The sequence below is a fragment of the Shinella sp. 1A1 genome (genome assembly GCF_055379515.1).
The window spans coordinates 2,948,243-2,967,032 of sequence record NZ_AP039671.1 but is presented as its reverse complement, the minus strand read 5'-3'; the positions used below and the strand labels follow the sequence as shown (position 1 = coordinate 2,967,032).

General features: G+C 62.2%; 15 protein-coding genes and 1 riboswitch. Of the genes, 7 read left to right on the top strand and 8 right to left on the bottom strand.

What is annotated here, in order from left to right:
* Positions 1 to 42: 42 nt before the first annotated feature.
* The gene (gene argJ / locus ACZ48C_RS14495) at positions 43 to 1,281 is read right to left on the bottom strand and encodes a bifunctional glutamate N-acetyltransferase/amino-acid acetyltransferase ArgJ (RefSeq protein ID WP_464781536.1); all 1,239 of its coding nucleotides are present in this window, start codon (positions 1,279 to 1,281) and stop codon (positions 43 to 45) included.
* Between the two features lie 50 nt (positions 1,282 to 1,331).
* Positions 1,332 to 2,231, bottom strand: coding sequence for a peptidylprolyl isomerase (locus tag ACZ48C_RS14490; RefSeq protein ID WP_119258963.1), 900 nt, complete (start codon positions 2,229 to 2,231; stop codon positions 1,332 to 1,334).
* A 237-nt stretch (positions 2,232 to 2,468) separates the two neighbouring features.
* Between ACZ48C_RS14490 and secA the strand changes: the two genes are divergently transcribed.
* The 3 genes from secA (at position 2,469) to ACZ48C_RS14475 (ending at position 8,008) form a co-directional block, all read left to right on the top strand.
* Positions 2,469 to 5,189: a preprotein translocase subunit SecA gene (gene secA, locus ACZ48C_RS14485; RefSeq protein WP_464781535.1), complete on the top strand. Its 2,721-nt coding sequence runs from the start codon at positions 2,469 to 2,471 to the stop codon at positions 5,187 to 5,189.
* 130 nt (positions 5,190 to 5,319) lie between these two features.
* Positions 5,320 to 6,747: an oligosaccharide flippase family protein gene (locus tag ACZ48C_RS14480; protein WP_464781534.1), complete on the top strand. Its 1,428-nt coding sequence runs from the start codon at positions 5,320 to 5,322 to the stop codon at positions 6,745 to 6,747.
* On the top strand, positions 6,737 to 8,008 hold the full coding sequence (locus tag ACZ48C_RS14475; RefSeq protein WP_119258960.1) for a GNAT family N-acetyltransferase: 1,272 nt from the start codon (positions 6,737 to 6,739) through the stop codon (positions 8,006 to 8,008). Before ACZ48C_RS14480 ends, ACZ48C_RS14475 begins: the two co-directional genes overlap by 11 nt.
* Before the next feature lie 52 nt (positions 8,009 to 8,060).
* On the opposite strand, the gene ACZ48C_RS14470 is transcribed toward ACZ48C_RS14475, so the two are convergent.
* The 5 genes from ACZ48C_RS14470 to ACZ48C_RS14450 all read right to left on the bottom strand — a co-directional run bounded on the left by ACZ48C_RS14470 (position 8,061) and on the right by ACZ48C_RS14450 (position 13,133).
* Entirely contained in the window at positions 8,061 to 9,704 is a 1,644-nt protein-coding gene (locus ACZ48C_RS14470) for an AMP-binding protein (protein WP_464781533.1), read from the bottom strand.
* Between the two features lie 73 nt (positions 9,705 to 9,777).
* Positions 9,778 to 10,041, bottom strand: a complete 264-nt coding sequence (locus ACZ48C_RS14465; protein ID WP_424547060.1) for a BON domain-containing protein — start codon at positions 10,039 to 10,041, stop codon at positions 9,778 to 9,780.
* A gap of 410 nt (positions 10,042 to 10,451) precedes the next feature.
* Positions 10,452 to 10,967 carry a flavin reductase gene (locus ACZ48C_RS14460; protein WP_464781532.1) on the bottom strand — a complete coding sequence of 172 codons (516 nt, stop codon included), beginning with the start codon at positions 10,965 to 10,967 and terminating at the stop codon, positions 10,452 to 10,454.
* A gap of 126 nt (positions 10,968 to 11,093) precedes the next feature.
* Positions 11,094 to 12,122, bottom strand: a complete 1,029-nt coding sequence (locus tag ACZ48C_RS14455; protein ID WP_424547062.1) for a methionine synthase — start codon at positions 12,120 to 12,122, stop codon at positions 11,094 to 11,096.
* Between the two features lie 27 nt (positions 12,123 to 12,149).
* Positions 12,150 to 13,133 (bottom strand): DUF1852 domain-containing protein, encoded by a 984-nt coding sequence (locus ACZ48C_RS14450; RefSeq protein ID WP_464781531.1) that lies wholly within the window; start codon positions 13,131 to 13,133, stop codon positions 12,150 to 12,152.
* Positions 13,134 to 13,465: 332 nt separating this feature from the next.
* Positions 13,466 to 13,669, top strand: a riboswitch (cobalamin riboswitch).
* Positions 13,670 to 13,767: 98 nt separating this feature from the next.
* Between ACZ48C_RS14450 and ACZ48C_RS14445 the strand changes: the two genes are divergently transcribed.
* The 4 genes from ACZ48C_RS14445 (at position 13,768) to ACZ48C_RS14430 (ending at position 17,941) form a co-directional block, all read left to right on the top strand.
* Positions 13,768 to 14,592, top strand: a complete 825-nt coding sequence (locus ACZ48C_RS14445) for an acyl-CoA thioesterase (protein ID WP_464781530.1) — start codon at positions 13,768 to 13,770, stop codon at positions 14,590 to 14,592.
* A 2-nt stretch (positions 14,593 to 14,594) separates the two neighbouring features.
* The gene (locus tag ACZ48C_RS14440; RefSeq protein WP_424547066.1) at positions 14,595 to 15,482 is read left to right on the top strand and encodes a LysR family transcriptional regulator; all 888 of its coding nucleotides are present in this window, start codon (positions 14,595 to 14,597) and stop codon (positions 15,480 to 15,482) included.
* Positions 15,483 to 15,685: 203 nt separating this feature from the next.
* A complete protein-coding gene (locus ACZ48C_RS14435; RefSeq protein ID WP_464781529.1) occupies positions 15,686 to 16,480 on the top strand; it encodes an outer membrane protein in 795 nt (264 codons plus the stop codon).
* A 291-nt stretch (positions 16,481 to 16,771) separates the two neighbouring features.
* A complete protein-coding gene (locus tag ACZ48C_RS14430) occupies positions 16,772 to 17,941 on the top strand; it encodes a tyrosine-type recombinase/integrase (protein ID WP_464781528.1) in 1,170 nt (389 codons plus the stop codon).
* Positions 17,942 to 17,954: 13 nt separating this feature from the next.
* On the opposite strand, the gene hisN is transcribed toward ACZ48C_RS14430, so the two are convergent.
* Positions 17,955 to 18,752 carry a histidinol-phosphatase gene (gene hisN, locus ACZ48C_RS14425; protein WP_464781527.1) on the bottom strand — a complete coding sequence of 266 codons (798 nt, stop codon included), beginning with the start codon at positions 18,750 to 18,752 and terminating at the stop codon, positions 17,955 to 17,957.
* Positions 18,753 to 18,790 lie beyond the last annotated feature (38 nt).

Genomic DNA, 18,790 nt, shown 5'->3' with positions numbered 1-18,790 from the left:
TCCATTCTGGCGCAGTTCCGCTGCGCGCTTTTCCGGAACTGCCTAGCTGCGGTAGTCGCCGTTGATCTCGACATATTCCTTGGTGAGGTCGCAGGTCCAGACCGTCGCCCGGCCTTGGCCGAGGCCGATCTCGACGCGCACCGGAATGTCCTCGCGCTTCATGACGGCGGTGGCGGCCGCTTCGGAATAGGACGGGTCGCGCTCGCCGTCGACGGCGACGCGCACGTCGCCGAACCAGATGGCGAGGCGGTCGCGGTCGGCCATCTCGCCGGACTTGCCGACGGCCATGACGACGCGGCCCCAATTGGCGTCCTCGCCGGCGACGGCGGTCTTGACCAGCGGGGAATTGGCGATGGAAAGCGCGATGCGCTTGGCCGCCTCGTCGCTCTCGGCGCCTTCCACGGTGATCTCGACCATCTTGCGCGCGCCTTCGCCGTCGCGGACGACCTGAAGGGCAAGGTCGCGCAGGAGATCGTTGAGGGCGGCGCGGAAGGCATCGAGGGATGCATCGTCGGCCGTGACCGGCTTCTGGCCGTCGGCGGCGGCAGCGCCGGTGGCGAACAGCATCAGCGTATCCGAGGTGGAGGTGTCGCTGTCGACGGTGACGGAATTGAAGGTCGGGCCAACGCCGGCCGACAGCAGCGATTGCAGCACGCCGGCGGGAATGTCGGCATCGGTCACGACGAAGGAGAGCATCGTCGCCATGTCGGGTGCGATCATGCCGGCGCCCTTGGCGATGCCGTTGATGCGGACGGTGACGCCGCCGAGCTCGGCGGTGCGAGTCGCCACCTTCGGATAGGTGTCGGTCGTCATGATCGCCTTGGCGGCCTCGAACCAGAAATCTTCCGTGCCGGAGGCGGCAAGGCCGTCGAGCACGCCGGAAAACTTGGTGGCGTCGAGCGGTTCGCCGATCACGCCGGTCGAGGCGAGGAAGACCTCACCTTCGCCGCAGCCGACGGCCTTGGCCGCGGCCTCGGCGGTCAGCTTCGTCGATTCGCGGCCCTTGCGGCCGGTGAAGGCGTTGGCATTGCCGGAATTGACCACCACGGCGCGGGCGACGCCGCCCGGAAGATTGGCGCGGCAGAAATCGACCGGGGCCGAAGGGCACTTGGAGCGGGTGAAGACGCCCGCGACGGCGGCAGGACGGTCGAAGACCATCATCAGCACGTCGGTCCTGTTCCTGTACTTGATCCCGGCGGCGGCGGTCGCCATGCGCACGCCGCGCACCGGCGGCATTTCGGCATAGGTTTTCGGGGCGAGCGGGGAGATGGAACCGGACATGGCGCTTTCCTGAAGGGTGGAGGCCCGGCTTGCGCCGGGCCATGGTCGTCTTACTGCTGGCCTTCGGTCGCGGGGGCGGCGTCTTCCGCGCCTTCCGCTTCCTGCTTGTTGACCGCGTCATAGGCGGTCTTCAGGGCGGCGTCCGTGATGTCGATCGGCGCTGCGGCCTTGGCCTTTTCGAGCAGTTCCAGATACTTGTCGCGCATGACGAGCTGGCGGACCTGCGGCTCGACCTGGTCGAGCGCCGGGGGCTGCTGCTTGCGCTTGTCCTCGACCTTGATGACGTGATAGCCGAACTGCGTCTTCACCGGCTCCTTGGAATAGGCGCCCTTTTCCAGCGCGAAGGCGGCCGCTTCGAATTCCGGCACCATGCGGCCCTTGGCGAAATAGCCGAGGTCGCCGCCTTCCGACTTGTTCGGGTCGGTCGACTTCTCCTTGGCGATCTCCACGAAGTCCTTGCCGGCGTCGAGGTCCTTGATGATGGCCTTGGCCTCTTCCTCGGTCTTGACGAGGATATGGCGGGCGCGGATCTCGTCCTGCGGCTCGATGGCGGCGATTTCCTTCTCGTAGCGCGCCTTGACCTCTTCCGGCGTGACGGCGTCGACGACGTGCTTCTTGAAGTAGGCGTTGTGCAGCTCGCGATCCGTCAGGAAGGCGAGGCGCTGCTTGAAGTCGGCGGTGTCCTGGAGGCCTTCCTTGTCGGCGTCGGCGGCGAGCAGCTTGACGTCGATGATCGAGGAGAGGGCGGCGACGCGCTTCTGGTCGTCCGGCAGGTTGGCGAGCTGCGGATCGAGACCGGCCATGCCGAGCTTCAGCTCCGATTCGTGGATCTCGACCGCGCCGACCTTGGCGACGACCGGATCGGCTGCCGCATCCTGCGCACGGGCGATGCCGCCGGCGGCGACGATCGCCACAAGAGCGACCGTTGCGAGCTTGCTGTACTTGAACATATCGAAAAGACCTTTCACATCCTCGCCGGAATCGGGTCGATATCCGGTGCCAGACGGCTCAACAGCACCAGAATGTGGCCGTTGTGCAACCGCCTGAGCCGTTGACATCATTCGACCCCCCTCTTATCTGTCACGCAATCCCGCGTCCAGAACAGTTTCCGGGCGTTTCACGGCTTTGCGCGCAATTATCGTGCGACCTGTCACGCGCCGGGCGCCCACAAAGAAAGGACCATCCTGATGGTCAGCCTCGGCGGCATCGCCCGCAAGTTGTTCGGCTCTTCCAACGATCGCCGTGTCCGTTCCTATAAATCCCGCGTCGACGCGATCAACGCGCTCGAACCCGAGATCAAGGCGCTCTCCGACGAGGCGCTCCGCGCCAAGACCGTGGAATTCCGCGAACAACTGGCCGCCGGCAAGACACTGGACGATATCCTGGTGCCGGCCTTCGCGGTCGCCCGCGAGGCGGCGTTCCGCGTCCTCGGCCTTCGTCCCTTCGACGTGCAGCTCATCGGCGGCATGATCCTTCACGAGAAGTCGATCGCCGAAATGAAGACCGGTGAAGGCAAGACACTCGTCGCCACGCTTCCCGTCTATCTCAACGCGCTTGCCGGCAAGGGCGTGCATGTCGTGACGGTCAACGACTACCTCGCCACCCGCGACAGCGCCCAGATGGGCCGGATCTACGGCTTCCTCGGCCTTTCGACCGGCGTCATCGTGCATGGCCTCGACGACGACCAGCGCCGCGCGGCCTATGCCTCCGACATCACCTACGCGACGAACAACGAGCTCGGCTTCGACTATCTGCGCGACAACATGAAGTACGAGCGCAACCAGATGGTCCAGCGCGGCCACTTCTTCGCCATCGTCGACGAAGTGGACTCGATCCTCGTCGACGAGGCGCGCACGCCGCTGATCATTTCCGGCCCGCTCGACGACCGCTCCGACCTCTACACGACCATCGACGCCTTCATCCCCATGCTGGAAGAGGCGGACTACGAGATCGACGAGAAGCAGCGCTCGGCCAACTTCTCGGAAGTCGGTACGGAGAAGCTGGAAAATCTCTTGCGCGAGGCCGGCCTTCTCAAGGGCGAATCGCTCTACGACGTCGAGAACGTCGCCATCGTTCACCACATCAACAACGCGCTGAAGGCCCACAAGCTCTTCACCCGCGACAAGGACTACATCGTCCGCAACGACGAGATCGTCATCATCGACGAGTTCACCGGCCGCATGATGCCGGGCCGCCGCTATTCGGAAGGCCAGCACCAGGCGCTCGAGGCCAAGGAAAAGGTCACGATCCAGCCGGAAAACCAGACGCTGGCCTCGATCACCTTCCAGAACTATTTCCGCATGTACGACAAGCTCGGCGGCATGACGGGCACGGCCTCGACGGAAGCCGAGGAATTCGGCAACATCTACGGCCTCGAGGTCGTGGAAGTGCCGACCAATCTGCCGATCCAGCGTCTCGACGAGGACGACGAGGTCTACCGGACGGCGGAAGAGAAGTACAAGGCGATCATCGAGGAGATCAAGGCGTCCCGCGAGAAGGGCCAGCCTGTCCTCGTCGGCACGACGTCCATCGAGAAGTCCGAGCTTCTGGCCGAACTTCTCAAGAAATCCGGCTTCAAGGACTTCCAGGTCCTCAACGCCCGCTATCACGAGCAGGAAGCCTATATCGTCTCGCAGGCGGGCGTACCGGGCGCGGTCACCATCGCCACCAACATGGCCGGCCGCGGCACCGACATCCAGCTCGGCGGCAATGTCGACATGCGGCTGGAGCGTGAGCTCGCCGAGATGGAGCCTGGCGCCGAGCGGGATGCGAAGCGCGATGCGATCATCGCCGAGGTCAAGCAACTCAAGGAGAAGGCGCTCGCCGCCGGCGGCCTCTATGTCCTTGCCACCGAGCGCCACGAAAGCCGCCGCATCGACAACCAGCTTCGCGGCCGTTCGGGCCGTCAGGGCGACCCGGGCCGCTCGAAGTTCTTCCTGTCGCTGCAGGACGACCTGATGCGCATCTTCGGCTCCGAGCGCATGGACTCCATGCTCCAGAAGCTCGGTCTCAAGGAAGGCGAGGCCATCGTCCATCCGTGGATCAACAAGGCGCTGGAGCGCGCGCAGAAGAAGGTCGAAGCCCGCAACTTCGATATCCGCAAGAACCTCCTGAAATATGACGACGTGCTCAACGACCAGCGCAAGGTCATCTTCGAGCAGCGCATCGAGCTGATGGACAGCGAGAACCTGTCGGAGATCGTTTCGGACATGCGCCACGAGGTCGTCGAGAATCTCGTGCGCCTGCACATCCCGGAAAACGCCTATGCCGAACAGTGGGACGGTCCCGGCCTCAAGCAGGGCGTCGCCGAGCAGCTGAACCTCGACCTGCCCATCGAGGCGTGGGTCGCCGAGGAAGGCATTGACGAGAAGGACATCCTGGAGCGCCTGCGCGCCGCCGCCGACGGCGCTGCCGCCGACCGCGCCGAGCGCTTCGGCCCGGAAATCATGGCCTATGTCGAGCGCTCCGTGCTGCTCCAGACGCTGGACCATCTGTGGCGCGAGCATATCGTCAATCTCGATCACCTGCGTTCCGTCATCGGTTTCCGCGGCTATGCCCAGCGCGACCCGCTGCAGGAATACAAGGCCGAGGCCTTCGAGCTCTTCCAGGCGCTTCTGGCGAACCTTCGCCAGACCGTCACGGCGCAGCTCATGCGCGTCGAGCTGGTGCGCCAGGCAGCCGATGCGCCCGCGCCGGTGCCGCCGTCCATGGAAGGCCATCACATCGACGGCACGACCGGCGAGGACGATTTCGGCGAAGGCGGCAACCTGATGGCCGACGCGATCGATCCGGAAGACCGCGATCCGAACGATCCGTCGACCTGGGGCCGCGTTGCGCGCAACGAGCCGTGCCCCTGCGGTTCGGGCAAGAAATACAAGCATTGCCACGGCGCCTTCGAGCAGGCGTAACGATCCGAAAATGCCGCCTCCGGGCGGCATTTTCTTTCGGGGGATGAAGGGTGCTGTCCAACCCTTTGTTAACCCTGATCTGACAAGACTGGCTTCATCAGTTTTGCGTAGCGTTCGGGTTCCTGTGTTGATGGCGGTCATTCAGACGGCGGAGAAATTGCTGCCTGCGGGTCTGCGCGGCAAGGCCGAGCCGTTCGTGCGAACGCTCGCGAGCCTTACCGCCGGCAACGACCCCCGCACGCTCGCCCAGCGCATGGCGCTCGTCACCTTCGCCATTCGCGTCGCCAGCGCCGCCATCGCCTTCATCACCCAGATCGTCCTTGCCCGCGTGATGGGCGAGTTCGAATATGGCGTCTTCGTCTTCGCCTGGGCGCTCGTCGTGATCTGCGGCGACATGTCCTGTCTCGGCTTCCACACGACCGTCGTGCGCTTCCTGCCGGATTATGCGGGGCGCAATGCCCATGCGGAGATCCGCGGCCTCACCTCGACGGCGCGCATCTTCGCCATGCTGTCTTCCACGGCGCTGGCGATCCTCGGCTTCCTCGTGCTCTGGCTCTTCCACGAGAGCTTTGCCGGCTACTATGTCGTGCCGCTGTTCATCGGCCTTTTCTGCATGCCGATGATCGCGCTCGGCGACGTGCTGGACAGCACCGCGCGGGCGCATAGCTGGGCGCTGGCGGCGCTGAGCCCGACCTATATCATCCGCCCGCTGCTGATCCTCGTCTTCATGGTGCTGGCCGTGCGGACGGGCGCGCCGCATACCGCGCTGACGGCGATGGTCGCGGCCCTCGCGGCGACCTATCTGACGACCGTCGTGCAGTTCTTCAACATCATCCGGCGGCTCGGCAGGCGCTATGTCGCGGGCCCCCGCAAGATCGAGATGTCGCTCTGGGTGAAGGCGGCGCTGCCGATCTTCCTCATCGAGGGCTTCGGCTTCCTGCTGACCAATTCCGACGTGATCATCGTCGGCCTCTTCCTCGACCCCGAGAGCGTCGCGATCTATTTCGCGGCGGCCAAGACGATGGCGCTGGTGCATTTCGTCTTCTTCTCGGTAAAGGCCGCCGCGGCGCCGCGCTTTTCGGCGCTGTTTTCCTCCGGCGATCGGCTGGCACTGGCGCGCTTTGCCGGCGAGACGGTGCGCTGGAGCTTCTGGCCGTCGCTTGCCGTCGGGCTCGGCGTGCTGGCGCTCGGCCATTTCCTGCTGTCGCTCTTCGGCCCAGCCTTCACCGCCGGCCATAGCCTGATGGCGATCCTGCTTGCCGGCATCATGGCGAAAGCCCTCGTCGGCCCCGGCGAGGTATTGCTCACCATGTCGGGCGAGCAGCGGCTCTGCGTCGGCGTCTATGCCGTGGCCTTCGCGGCGAACATCGCCTTCAACGTCACGCTCATTCCGCTCTTCGGCGTTACGGGCGCCGCCATCGCCACGGCCGGCGCCATGGTCGTCGAGGCGGTGCTGCTGCATCTCGCCGTGCGCGGAAAGCTCTCGATCATTCTCTTCGCCTTCGCCGATCCGGTGCGGGCGAACCTTGCCAACGGGATGGACAACCATGACCGATAGCCACGGCCTCGACCATGCGATCGCGGCGGGCCGCGCCCAGGCCGTGATTCCGCCGGCGGCGCCGCTTGCGCAGCCGCCCGCAGACCAGCGCATTCCCGTCGGCCGCCCGGGCCGCTCGCTGTCGCTCTATCCGGCGACGGCCGGCTACGAGCTTCAGCAGGAACTCGACTTCCTGTCGAACCGCGTCATGGATCCAAACATCTTCTTCACCGGCCGTTTCCTCGCGCCCGCCATGCCGCGGCTGGAGGACCGTACGGTGCGCCTCTCCGTCATCCGCGACGAGAGCGAGGGGCGCAGCCGCATGCGCTTCCTCATGCCCTTCTCGGTCGAGAAGCCGGGCTTTTCCATCGGCACCAGCATCCTGCGCGCTTGGTCGAACCCGTTCGGCCCGCTCGGCACGCCGCTGGTCGATGCCGAGGATGCCGCCGAAACGCTGGACAACCTGCTGGAAGCGCTCGCGGGGCCGGCCACCGGCCTGCCGCCGGTGCTCGTCCTGCCGGACCTTCGCCTCAACGGTCCCTTCGCGCAGCTGATGCGCGCCGTCGCCATCAGCCGGAACCTGCCGCTCACCGTGACCGACACCTATCGCCGGCCGATGCTGGAAAGCCTGCTCGACGGCCAGACCTATCTTCAAAAGGCGATCTCGCAGCAGCATTTCCGCGAATTGCGCCGGCAGTGGCGCAAGCTCGATCGCCTCGGCGCGCTCAGCTACAATGTCGCGCGCCAGCCCGCCGATATCCGCCTTCGCATGGAGGAGTTCCTGCTTTTGGAGGCGGGCGGCTGGAAGGGACGCGGCCGCACGGCGATGATCAACGACCGCTACCGCGCCGCCTTCGCCCGCGAGGCGATCACCAACCTCGCCGAGACGGACGGCGTGCGCATCCACACGCTCGACCTCGACGGCCGCGCCATCGCCTCTATGATCGTTTTTCTCACCGGCGGCGAGGCCTACACCTGGAAGACGGCCTATAACGAGGACTATGCCCGCTATTCGCCCGGCAAGCTGCTTCTTGCAGAGCTGACCGAATGGCATCTCGACGACGCCAATATCGCGCGCTCGGATTCCTGCGCCATCCCCGACCATCCGGTGATGAGCCGCTTCTGGGAGGAGCGCGAGGACATGGGCACGCTCATCATCGGCCTGCAGCAGAACCGCGACCGCGACGTGCGGCAGGTGGCGACACAGCTTCACCTCTACCGCAATACCCGCAATGTCGCGCGGCTGCTGCGGGACAAGATTCGCTCGCTCGCCCGGCGCTAGGACATTTCCAGCCGGAGCGGCGTCGCTCCGGCGTTAGACAGTGCGGTTAAAACTAGGCGGCGCGGGCCGCCTCTTCCGCCGCCTGCTTGCGCAGGAGATGGCGGATGACCTTGCCGGAGGTCGTGAGCGGCAGGGAATCGACGAAATCCACCTCGCGCGGATATTCGTGCATGGAGAGCCGGGACTTGACCCATTCGCGGATCTCGGCGGCAAGGGCCGGCGACGGCACTTCGCCGGGGCGCAGCACCACATAGGCCTTGACGATCTCCGTGCGCACCGGGTCCGGCTTGCCGACGGCGGCGGCGAGCTGCACGGCGGGGTGGCCGGCAAGGCAATCCTCGATCTCGCTTGGGCCGATCCGGTAGCCGGAGGAGGTGATGACGTCGTCGTCGCGGCCGAAGAAGGTGACGTAGCCTTCCTCGTCCATGCGGCCCAGATCGCCGGTCATCAGCCAGTCGCCGACGAATTTCTCCGCCGTCGCCCTGTCGTTCCGCCAGTAGCCGAGGAACATCACGGGATCGGGCCGTTTCACGGCGACCTGGCCGACGGTGCCGCGCGGCAGCTCCCGGCCCTCGGCGTCGATGATCGCGACGACATGGCCCGGCACCGGCTTGCCGATCGGCCCCGGGCGCGACACGCCGAGCTTGCCGATGGAGCCGAGCACGATGTTGCATTCCGTCTGGCCGTAGAATTCGTTGATGGTGATGCCGAGCGTGTCGCGCACCCACTCCCAGGTCTCGCGGCCGAGGGATTCGCCGGCCGAGCCGATGGTGCGCAGGTTGAGCCGGTATTTTTCGCGCGGATTGGCGACCGTCTTCATCAGCCGCAGCGCCGTCGGCGGAATGAAGGCGTTGCGCACGTCCATGTCCTGCATGATGCGATAGGCCATGTCGGGATCGAATTTCTGGCCCGGCGAGGAGACGACCGGCACGCCGAGCAGCAGCGCCGGCAGGAGAACGTTGAGAAGCCCGCCCGCCCAGGCCCAGTCGGACGGGGTCCAGATGCGGTCGCCGGGCTGCGGCAGGAATTCGTGGTGCATCTGGAAACCGGGCACATGGCCGAGCAGCACGCGGTGGCCGTGCAGCGCGCCCTTCGGCGGACCCGTCGTGCCGGACGTATAGATCATCATGGCCGGATCATCTGGGCCGCTGTCGACGGAGGCGAACGGGCCGGCGTGCCGGGCAAGAAGGTCGTGGAAGTTCTTCGCGTCGGCATCGTCGGCCGCCTCGGTCGCGATGACGATGTCGAGCGTCGGCAAGTCTTGCCGGATGGGCTTCAGGCGTTCGAGGCCGAACCGGTTGGTGACGATGGCCTTCGCCTCGGCATTCTTCAGCCGGAAGGAAAGGGCATCCGCGCCGAAGAGCAGGGCCAGCGGCAGGGCGATGGCGCCGAGCTTGTAGATCGCGACATGGGCGATCACCGCCTCGAAGCTCTGCGGCAGCAGGATCGCCACCCGATCGCCCCTGCCGACGCCTTCCGCCTGCAGCGCCGCGGCGAAGGCGTCCGAGCGGGCGGCAAGTTCGCCATAGGTCATGGAGAGCGGCGGGGCGTCGGGCAGGAAATGCTGGAGGCAGACGCGGTCCGGCTCGCGCGCCGCCCAGGCATCGGAAACGGCGGTGCCGATGTTGAAGCGTTCGGGGATCTGCCAGCGGAAATCCCGGTACAGGGCGTCGTAGGTCGATCTTTCGGCAAGCATCCGGTGTCTCTCCAGTTTGCTGCATTGCAACTAGCATTCCGGAGGGCCGCACCGCAATGGCGGCTTTCGAAGGTCAGAGCCAGGAGAGGCGGCTGTCGACCTCGGTGACGTCCTTGATCGCGGCGGCCACGGCCACGGCGCGATCGGCCTCTTCCGGGGAGGTGACGCTGCCGGAAAGCACGATCCGCGTACCCTTGCAGGTCACGGTGATGTCCGAGGCATCGACATCGCCGGCAAGCGAAAGCGCATCCGCCACCGCCGTTTCCAGCCAGGCGGGATGCGGACCGTCGAAATGCTCGGGCAGCTCGCCCTTGAAGGTGCCTTCCTTGAAAACCATGGTGTGCTCCTATGGCAGGCTTTGCAGGGAAACGTGGACCGGGCGGATTTGTTCGCGTAGCCCGCGCGATCCTGCCCGCATTCGGATCATAGTGGAAGTCCCCGAAACGGATGAGACCCAAGAGCGTGCACATCGCTCTCGGGTCCCCCTCACAACCGCATCCGGGGGTGTCTGCGGTTGCCGACATTAAATGCGGCTTCGCAAAATTTGTTCCCGCTAAAGAACAAATTTTCGGAGCGACGGCTGGCAGCGCCCTTTCGATGCGATGTGGCCACGATCGTCTCGCCTGCTATCTCCGCACACACCGTCCAACGTGTATCGGACGCGGTTGAGCGCATGCCGATCGCGCCGTGCCTGCGTGAGAGGAAAAGCCGGAATCAATACCAGCGGAATACCGTCAACTCCGCTCATCAAAGATTCCGGGTCCAGACGCCAAGATAGCGACGCATGCAGTACAGCAGTGTCGCCCGTTCCTCGTTCTCACGAATATCGATTATGCGCCCGAAGACGATACGGTGGGTTGCCTCGTCCACGGCATTGGTGAATTCGCATTCGAAGCTGACCGAGGCATTGGCCAGGACCGGGATACCCGTGAGGCCCTCTCCCCATTCGCCAAGCGCAAATCGGTCCTTTACCGGCGTCTTGCCACCGAAGGCGTCAGAGATGTCTTCCTGGCCCGGCATCAACGTGTTGACGCAGAAATGGCGCGCGCTTTCGAAGGCATGAAAACACGAACTCGCACGATTGATGCAGACGAGAAGCGTTGCCGGCGTGTCGCTGACGCTGCAGACCGCGGAGGCCGTAAACCCGTAGCGTTCGCCGCCAGATCGCGTGGTGACAATGCTGACCGCCGAGCCGAGGCGCGACATGCCGCTGCGAAACGCGGCCTTGTCCACAATGTCGAAGCGGTGGTCCACCATGCCCATGTCGGCCTCTCAGGTGCGTTCGGTACGCGCGCAACCGAGGCGGTCACGCAGCATCCACTGTTCATATGCGATGCGCCCCGGCACGCCCGGGAATTGCGCATCCCGGTGGCCGGGAGATCGTCCAGACTAGGCGGAGAGCTCTCTTCGGACGATTTCCGCGCCGGCACTCAAAGCCTGCAGCTTGCCCCGTGCCACGCGGCGAGACAGCGGCGCCATGCCACAATTGGTGCAAGGGCAAAGCTTATCGGCATCCACGAACTGAAGGGCCTTCCGCAGAGTGGCGGCAACTTCCTCCGGGGTCTCGATGGTATTGCTCGCCACGTCGATGGCCCCGACCATCACCTTCTTGCCTCGGATCAGCTCGATCAGATCCATCGGAACATGAGAGTTGTGGCATTCCAGGGAGATCATGCCGATGCTGGATTTCTGCAGCTTGGGGAACGATTCTTCATATTGCCGCCACTGCGACCCAAGCGTCTTTTTCCAGTCCGTATTGGCCTTGATGCCGTAGCCGTAGCAGATATGCACGGCGGTTTCGCATTTCAGGCCTTCGATTGCCTTTTCCAGCGTGGCGACACCCCAGTCATTCACCTCGTCGAAGAAGACGTTGAATGCGGGCTCATCGAACTGGATGATATCGACACCGGCGGCCTCCAGTTCCCTGGCTTCCTGGTTGAGGATCTTGGCGAATTCCCAGGCCAACTTCTCGCGGCTTTTATAGTGGTCGTCAAAAAGCGTATCGATCATGGTCATCGGACCCGGCAGCGCCCACTTGATCGGTTGCTTCGTCTGCTGGCGCAGGAACCTGGCGTCTTCAACGAAAACCGGCTTCTGGCGCGATACGGCGCCGACGACCGTCGGGACACTCGCATCGTAGCGATCGCGAATGCGCACGGTCTCGCGTTTTTCGAAATCAACCCCATCGAGGTGCTCGATAAATGTCGTCACGAAATGCTGGCGCGTTTGCTCGCCATCACTGACGATATCGATCCCGGCCTGTCGCTGGTCGTCTAGAGACAAACGCAGGGCGTCCTGCTTGCCCTCCGTCAGTTGCTCGTCCTGCAATTTCCAGGGGGACCAGAGCGTCTCGGGTTGCGCGAGCCAGGAGGGCTTCGGCAAGCTGCCGGCGGTGGAAGTGGGCAACAGTTTTTTCATGGCAGGCGACCTTGTAATTTCCGTTCGTCAAAGAACGCAGTTGGCAGACCACTGCTCGAGAATGGTCTTGTATGGCTTGATGAAATGCTCTTCGGCGAACTTTCCCTGCTCGACGGCCAGGCGGCTGCGCTCTTCCCGGTCATAGACAATGCGCGTCAATGAATAATCCGAGTGCTTCAGGTTCGGCTGGTAGCAGGTGCCCGCGGCGGAATTGGCGTTGTAGATCTCGGGCCGGTAGATCTTCTGAAACGTCTCCATCGTGCTGATGGTGCTGATAAGCTCGAGATTGGTGTAGTCACCAAGCAGATCGCCGAGAAAATAGAACGCCAGCGGTGCAACGCTGTTCGGCGGCATGAAATAGCGAACCTGTAGGCCCATTTTCTTGAAGTACTGGTCGGTCGGGGAGAACTCGTTCTGATGGTACTCGACACCCAGTATGGGATGCTGATTGTCAGTCCGATGATAGGTCTTGCTGCTGGAGGCGCTCAGGCAGATAATCGGCGGCTTATGGAAATTCTCTTTGTAGGCCTCTGAATTCAGGAAGCCCTTGAACAGGTTTCCATGCAGCTCGCCGAAATTTTCCGGCGTGCTGAATTCAGGGCGGTTCCTGTTGTGCTCCGGCAGCAAGACGCTGAAGTCGTAATCCCGCACGTAAGAGGAGAAATTATTCCCCACAACGCCCTGAATGCGCTCGTTCGTCTTTCGATCGACGATGTTCGTTTTCAAGATCTCGATCAACGGGAAGGCTTCGTTCTTGCCCCCCGCATCGATGTTCATCTCGACGGAAATGATTTCGAGTTCGACGGAATACCGGTCGCCGTTAGGGTTATCCCAATGCGCCAGGGCGTTGAAACGATTGTCGATCATCCGCAAGGCATTGCGCAGGTTTTCCTGGCGGCTCTCCCCTCGGGCCAAATTGGCAAAATTGGTCGTGATCCGTGTATTTTCCGATGGAAGATAATCTTCATCGAAGGAAATACTCTTGATGGTAAATGTAAAATCGTTTTTCATCGCGATCGTATCCTGATTTCCGAGAAAAACCCTGCATCTGTTTTCCGATAATCAGGGCTTCCAATCTTCTTTTCCGGTTTTCTCAGTCAGCAGTCTTCGTACTCTCTGGAGCTAACGGCGGTGCGTGCTATGTAGCTGACGAAAGCATTGGCAAAAAATGGTTTTATCTCATTGAAGCATGAGACATGCTCATGGTTCTGCCCAACGCTCCCATGATCAAAGTTCGGAACGCCGTGGACATGAGTTGCCGCTTCAAGGAGGCAGGCTTCAGCGCGATGCGCATCTCCGGCACATTCCCGCGACAGACGCCTTGACCCCTTCGGCGTCATGCGACATTGGTTCGCTATCGTGGTTCTGCGGGCGAAGGTCCGGAGCTAAGAGGGAATCTCGGTGAGGGCATGGCCCGAATCCGAAGCTGCCCCCGCAACTGTAAGCGGCGAGCGAAAGTCCATTCATGTCACTGAGGCGTTCCTCGGGAAGACGGACGGAAGCAATGACCCGCAAGCCAGGAGACCTGCCGCGATAGATAACGTCCACGGGCGGGGTGTCCCGGAGTGCCGCTTTCGCGTCGGTACTTCCGTGCCGTCGTCTCTGCGTCATGTCCATGCCCTGCCGCAACCTGATGGCAGCGCCGATGACAGAGACCACGACGACAGGAAAGCCCGCCCGGAACGGCCCGACAACCCGTCTTGTCGACATCGTCTTTCCCGGAGATACCAACCATCACGGCACCCTTTTCGGGGGAACCGGCCTTGCCCTCATGGATCGCGTCGCCTTCATCGCGGCGACCCGCTTCGGGCGGGCGCCCTTCGTGACCGCCTCCTGCGAACGCATCGATTTCAAGCAGCCCGCACGCATCGGGCACATCGTGGAATTCACGGCGATCCCCATCAAGGCCGGGCGCCGTTCCCTGACCGTCGAGGTGGAAATGGCGGCGGAGACCATTGTCGGCCGCAAGCGGCACACCTGCACGCGCGGCATCTTCCACATGGTCGCCATCCCCGAAGGCGAGGATGCCGCGCGCTATGCCTTGCCCGAACTTCTTCCTGCGGAGGAACCGGAACCGAGCGAGGCCGTCACCATGGTCGATATCGTCTTCCCGGATCAGGCAAACAGCGTCGGCCGGATGTTCGGCGGCGAGGCAATCGCCTACATGACCAAGGCCGCTTTCGTCGCAGCGTCGCGCCATTCCGGCAAGCTGGTGGTGCTGGCATCATCCGAGCGCATCGACTTTGCAAGGGCAATCGAGATCGGTGAAATCGTCGAGGCGGAGGCACATGTCGAGCGCGTCGGCCGCAGCTCCATGTCCATCGAGACAAAACTCTGGTCCGAAAACCTTCTGACGGGCGAGCGGCACGTCACCGCCACGGGGCGCTTCAGCATGGTGGCGGTCGACAAGGACCACCGGCCGGTTCCAGTCCATGGCGAGGCCATCGCCCTCGAGCAAGGGAGGACATGACCATGCTGGACAGACAACATCTGTCGATCCTGCGCGAAGTCGACCGCATGGGCAGCCTGACGGCGGCGGCGGAACGGCTGAATGTGACCCAGTCCGCGCTCAGCCACACGATCCGAAAGCTCGAAGAGCGCTATGGCGTCGCCGTGTGGGAGAAGGACGGCCGCAATCTTCGCCTCACCGAGGCCGGTCGCTACATCGTCAGACTGGCGCAACGCGTCCTGCCCCAGATGGAGAGGGCCGAAGACGTCTTGTCCGACTACCGCCAGGGACAGCGGGGCTCGCTCAAAATCGGCATGGAATGCCATCCCTGCCACCAATGGCTGATGGGGGTCACGAAACCCTACCTGGTGGACTGGCCGGACGTCGACCTGGAGCTGACGACATCATTTGCCTTCGGCGGGGTTGCGGCGCTGGCAGGATACGAGATCGATATCCTGATCACCCCGGACCCGATCGAGGCGCCGGGCATCCACTATCTGCCGGTGTTCGACTACGAACTCATACTCGCGGTACCGACGGATCACCCGCTTGCGCTCAAGGATCATGCCGAACCTGCGGATCTGCTGGAGGAAACTCTCTTCACCTATCCGGTGCCGCCGGAGCGGCTGGATGTGTTCACGCAATTCCTGGTTCCCGCCAACTGCCGTCCGCGACACCACCGGAATGTCGAGACCACGGAGATGATGCTTCAGCTCGTTGCAGCAGGTCGCGGCGTCAGCGCCATTCCGAGCTGGCTCGTTCGCCAGGAGGCAGCCGAGCTAGGCGTATGTGCGGTCCGGATCGGGAAGATCGGAATAGCCAAGAGCATTCATCTCGGCCTGAGAAGCGGCGACGAGGCCGTCGATTTCATCTCCGGGTTCCTAGCGACATCGCGGCGGACATCAGCTTGACGGTATCATCGTCTACCTTGCCGTAGCGACGCCGCCATCGCATCTGGATTGAAGCCAGCTATTTGTGACAAGCAATCGAAATGAGCGGGCTTCCGTCTCATTGATGGGGGAAGATTCCTCTTCTGCCATTTAAGGCTGTCAGTTCGCGCGCAGTGGGAAGTGTAGTCAGCGCTAGGCAAGGTTAATACCCAAAGTGGTTTTAGATGCTGATTTTGGGGCGCAAAATGAATCGCGTGCGGATTTATCGTGGGGTCGCAATGAAACGCCTCCCGCTCCTTGGGGCGTTTTTCCCATTGCTGATGTCTGATGCTCTCGCTGACGACGCTGCACTCCAAGCATCTCAGGCCAGCGTTCGATCAAGTGCTCGATATGATTGGAGCGGATTCTATATCGGGTTGAATGCCGGCTATAGTCGGAGCAAGGCTGCGACCAGGAACGACGACGCGTCCTTTGACCCAAACAACCATGAGTACTTCATTTATGACCCGCGAGGTGCCGGGATCGGAGCTTATGCGGGGTATAATTTCCAGTTCAGCAACAACATCGTAGCTGGCGTCGAAGTCAACGGCGCGTACAGCTTTGCGGATTCGGACAATGTCCCCCACCGCACCAATTCCGGCAGTGTTGATCCCAATTTCGTCGGCTACAGCAAACTGAAAAATCAAGGCTCGGCGCTTGTGCGAATGGGCTACGCCTTCGACGCTTTTCTTCCATATGTCACCGCCGGCGTGGCGCTTTCCAACTTTGAAGACGGTTGGACGCATATCGCGGGAAATACCTATAGCAAGTCCCAGACGAGAGTAGGCTGGGCTGCGGGGCTAGGCGTGGAATACGGCTTGTCCCCAAACTGGGTGATGCGTGCAGACTACCTTTACGCCGATTACGGCAAGACCCGCGATCTCGACTTCTCGGATGATCAGGGAAACTCGTGGTATGCGGGGACAAAGGACAGTTTGACCGTTGGGACATTCAAGTTGGGTGTAGCTTACAAGTTCTGATAAGAACGCTTTCCGAGCGGAAGCCTCCATCGGAACGGATCCATGCAGCCTGCCACGGGACGGTTGTTCGCCGTCGGCCCCCGAGGGGCGCTATTTCCTGAAATTGCTCGGTGATTTTATAAATTGGTGCCCCATGCCAGCATTGAATGTTTGTCCAGCTAGGTATAATTTTGCTCAATAAGGGCAATGATCGGCTGATTTCACTGCATTTTCTTGTGAAGTCGTGTCCATTGTAGTACGCCTTTGTTCACCTGAAGCGAAAAGCGAAAGGGGGATCAAAAGGGGGATCAATTGACGAGGGCATTGAACAAGCTTTCAGCGCTTGCCGTAAAGAATGCCGGTCCCGGTAAGCTATCCGATGGCGGCGGTCTCTGGCTTTACAAGCGAGACGAGGGACCGGGCCAATGGGTCCTCCGTTATACGATGCATAGCCGACGCCGTGAAATGGGGCTGGGCTCCGTTCAGGACGTATCTTTGAAGGACGCCCGAGAGGCCGCGGACAAATGGCGTTCTGCCGTTGCCAAAGGCCTCGATCCGATCAACGAACGCGAGCGAGAGCGCCGGCAGGCTGAAAAGCGCCTTCACTTGCTGGAGGATGTGGCCAAGGATGCCTTTGAGAGCCGCAAGGCTGAACTCAAGAACGATGGGAAATCCGGCCGCTGGTTCAGTCCGCTGGAAATTCACATTCTGCCGAAACTCGGGAAGAAGCCCGTCGGAGAGATCGACCAGATAGATATCCGCGATACCCTGTTGCCGATTTGGCATTCGAAGGCCGAGACGGCACGAAAGGCTCTGAACCGCCTTGCCATCTGCCTGCGTCATGCAGCCGCCTTGGGGCATGAGGTGGATTTGCAGGCGACCGAGAAGGCGAGGGCGCTACTGGGGCAGCAGAGGCATAAGGCGGAGAATATACCGGCACTTCCATGGGCCGAAGTGCCGGCTTTTTATGCTTCCCTCTCCGACGGCACGACGACGCACCTAGCCTTGCGGCTTTTGATCCTGACGGGAGTCCGCTCGGCGCCTCTACGTTTTCTCCGGCTCGAGCAGATCGAGGGCGATGTCTGGACCATCCCCGGTGAAAAGCAGAAGGGGCGCAAAGACAAAACACCCGATTTTCGTGTCCCGCTCGTACCGGAAGCGCTATCGCTCATCGAGCAGGCGAAGCCGCTCGCTCGCGACGGCTATCTTTTTCCAAGCATCAGGAAAGGCGTAATTTCGGATGCTACGATGGCTCGGTTGATGGAGCGTCGCGAGATGGCGGCTCGCCCGCACGGTTTTCGTTCCAGCCTGCGCGATTGGATCGCCGAGACAACGAATACGCCTTATGAGGTTGCGGAAGCGACGTTGGGGCATGCCGTAGGCGGTAAGGTGGAACGCGCATACCGGCGCACCGACTATCTTGAGCAGCGGCGAAGCCTTTTGGAGCGATGGGCAGCTCACACAGTTAATAAATTGAGGTAGATTTGTCGCCCATTTAACTCTGCAACATATGGAGAACTTGAGCATGCAGGTCCGGTGTAGCCGCCGCGATGACACGACCGTCTGATGCTATCGTGAGGGGTTGACCGTCCCAGTCGGTGATGACGCCGCCGGCACCTTCAACGATGGGCACCAAGGCGAAGTAATCGAACGGCTGCAGAAGCGCCTCGATAACTAGATCCACATGTCCAGAGGCCAGCAATCCGTAACTGTAGCAATCGCCGCCGAAACGGGGTGTCGCAGAAGAGCGGGCGATCTTCTCTATTTTTGCCCGATCGACTTCCTCGAAATAAAATGGCGAGGTCGTATAGAACCGGGCGCCTTCCAGATGGCGACACACACTTGTCCGGCAGGCCTCAACGTTTCCTCGGGCAGAGGTGAAGTGCGTCGGACTCCCCTGTATCGCCTTCCAGCGCTCTCCAAGTGCTGGCATATCAATGAAGCCGAGTTCAGGTTTGTCATCTCGCAAAAGGCTGACAAGTGTTCCCCAGATGGGCCACCCCGTGATGAAGCTCCTTGTTCCGTCGATCGGGTCGACAACCCATGTATACTTTGCCCCCAGATTCAGGCGCCCATACTCTTCGCCTAGTATCCCATGATCAGGGTAGTGTTCAGCGATCTTCTTTCGAATCGACGACTCGATCTCGCGATCGGCCTGGGTGACCGGGCTGCAATCTGCCTTGAGTTCCGCATCCAATGCCTTGCGGAACCAGGACATGCTGATTTTTGCGGCGTCATCGACCAGAGCTTCTGCAAAGCCCGCCCATTCCCGGTTAGTGGTCTCGTCAACCATCCTGTACTCTCCAATATCGTGCATGACCGGCTTACGGG

What these genes read in the sequence shown, in the direction of transcription:
- ACZ48C_RS14470 (WP_464781533.1), bottom strand. Translation starts at nt 9,704, where the DNA reads ATGCTTGCCGAAAGATCGACCTACGACGCCCTGTACCGGGATTTCCGC.
- ACZ48C_RS14455 (WP_424547062.1), bottom strand. Translation starts at nt 12,122, where the DNA reads ATGAAAAAACTGTTGCCCACTTCCACCGCCGGCAGCTTGCCGAAGCCC.
- hisN (WP_464781527.1), bottom strand. Translation starts at nt 18,752, where the DNA reads ATGGTTGACGAGACCACTAACCGGGAATGGGCGGGCTTTGCAGAAGCT.
- ACZ48C_RS14440 (WP_424547066.1), top strand. Translation starts at nt 14,595, where the DNA reads ATGCTGGACAGACAACATCTGTCGATCCTGCGCGAAGTCGACCGCATG.
- argJ (WP_464781536.1), bottom strand. Translation starts at nt 1,281, where the DNA reads ATGTCCGGTTCCATCTCCCCGCTCGCCCCGAAAACCTATGCCGAAATG.
- secA (WP_464781535.1), top strand. Translation starts at nt 2,469, where the DNA reads ATGGTCAGCCTCGGCGGCATCGCCCGCAAGTTGTTCGGCTCTTCCAAC.
- ACZ48C_RS14475 (WP_119258960.1), top strand. Translation starts at nt 6,737, where the DNA reads ATGACCGATAGCCACGGCCTCGACCATGCGATCGCGGCGGGCCGCGCC.
- ACZ48C_RS14460 (WP_464781532.1), bottom strand. Translation starts at nt 10,967, where the DNA reads ATGGGCATGGTGGACCACCGCTTCGACATTGTGGACAAGGCCGCGTTT.
- ACZ48C_RS14435 (WP_464781529.1), top strand. Translation starts at nt 15,686, where the DNA reads ATGCTGATTTTGGGGCGCAAAATGAATCGCGTGCGGATTTATCGTGGG.
- ACZ48C_RS14465 (WP_424547060.1), bottom strand. Translation starts at nt 10,041, where the DNA reads ATGGTTTTCAAGGAAGGCACCTTCAAGGGCGAGCTGCCCGAGCATTTC.
- ACZ48C_RS14445 (WP_464781530.1), top strand. Translation starts at nt 13,768, where the DNA reads ATGACAGAGACCACGACGACAGGAAAGCCCGCCCGGAACGGCCCGACA.
- ACZ48C_RS14450 (WP_464781531.1), bottom strand. Translation starts at nt 13,133, where the DNA reads ATGAAAAACGATTTTACATTTACCATCAAGAGTATTTCCTTCGATGAA.
- ACZ48C_RS14480 (WP_464781534.1), top strand. Translation starts at nt 5,320, where the DNA reads ATGGCGGTCATTCAGACGGCGGAGAAATTGCTGCCTGCGGGTCTGCGC.
- ACZ48C_RS14490 (WP_119258963.1), bottom strand. Translation starts at nt 2,231, where the DNA reads ATGTTCAAGTACAGCAAGCTCGCAACGGTCGCTCTTGTGGCGATCGTC.